The following is a 1,173-nucleotide window of genomic DNA, read 5'->3' as shown; positions in this document are numbered from 1 at the left end:
GTTGATAGGCCAGATGTGGAAGCCCGGTAACGGGTGGAGCTGACTGGTACTAATAGGCCGAGGGCTTGTCCTCAGTTGCTCGCGTCCACTGTGTTGTTCCCAGGCCACGAATAGTCGTGCTGGTTGAACAGTTTCACTACTTAATTGAAAAGTGTGCTTGTTCGCTAAGTGCCGATACTCTGCTTTTTACTGCGGAGTTGGCCGATAGTGTTTCGGTGGTCATTGCGTTAGGGAAACGCCCGGTTACATTCCGAACCCGGAAGCTAAGCCTTTCAGCGCCGATGGTACTGCAGGGGGGACCCTGTGGGAGAGTAGGACGCCGCCGAACAATCTTTCAAGGACCCTTGGTCCCAGCGTTCATGCTGGGACCAAGGGTCCTTTTGTTTTTGTCGAAGCGCGTCGGATGGTCGGCTGCGCGAGAATGTCTGTGGTACCCGATGACAGGAGTCACCCCCATGTCCACCAACTCTTCCGACGACCGTCCGGAGCGCGAGCCGCGTCGCCGTGACGGCGGTGACAGGGGCGGTTTCCGTGGCGGTCGTGACGACCGGTCCGGCGCGCCTCGACGTGACACCAACGACCGTGCCAGCAGCGGCCCTCGTCGCGACGACAACCGTGGCGGTGGCGGCGGCGGTTTCCGTCGTGACGACAGCCGTGGTGGTAGCACCGGTGGTGGTTTCCGCCGCGACGACCGCGCGCCGCGTCGTGATGACGAGCGTGGTGGGTACCGCGGTGGTCAGCGTGATGACCGTGGTGGTCGCCCCAGCGGTGGCTTCGAGCGTCGTGACGACCGTGCTCCCCGTCGTGATGACCGTCCCAGCAGCGGTCCCCGCCGCGATGACAACCGTGGCGGCAGCGCCGGCGGCGGTTTCCGCCGTGACGACAACCGTGGTGGCAGCACCGGTGGTGGTTTCCGCCGCGACGACCGCGCGCCGCGTCGTGATGACCGTCCCAGCAGCGGCCCCCGCCGCGATGACAACCGCGGCGGCAGCACCGGCGGTGGTTTCCGCCGTGATGATCGTGCGCCGCGTCGTGATGACGAGCGTGGTGGGTACCGCGGTGGTCAGCGTGATGACCGTGGTGGTCGCCCCAGCGGTGGTTTCGAGCGTCGTGATGACCGTCCCAGCAGCGGTCCCCGCCGCGATGACAACCGTGGCGGCAGCACCGGTGGTG

General features: G+C 65.2%; 2 rRNA genes and 1 pseudogene. All 3 read left to right on the top strand.

Annotation, left to right across the window (positions count from 1 at the left end):
- Positions 1–73 (top strand): 23S ribosomal RNA (locus tag ABZS61_RS05310); the annotation flags it as partial.
- A 138-nt stretch (positions 74–211) separates the two neighbouring features.
- Positions 212–328, top strand: a 5S ribosomal RNA gene (gene rrf / locus ABZS61_RS05305).
- 203 nt (positions 329–531) lie between these two features.
- Positions 532–1,173, top strand: a pseudogene (locus ABZS61_RS05300) (hypothetical protein); the annotation flags it as partial.

It is taken from the genome of Streptomyces sp. NPDC005566, from assembly GCF_040605575.1.
GTDB lineage: Bacteria > Actinomycetota > Actinomycetes > Streptomycetales > Streptomycetaceae > Streptomyces.
The sequence above is the reverse complement of the archived record's forward strand: the minus strand, read 5'-3'. Positions and strand labels throughout refer to the sequence as shown.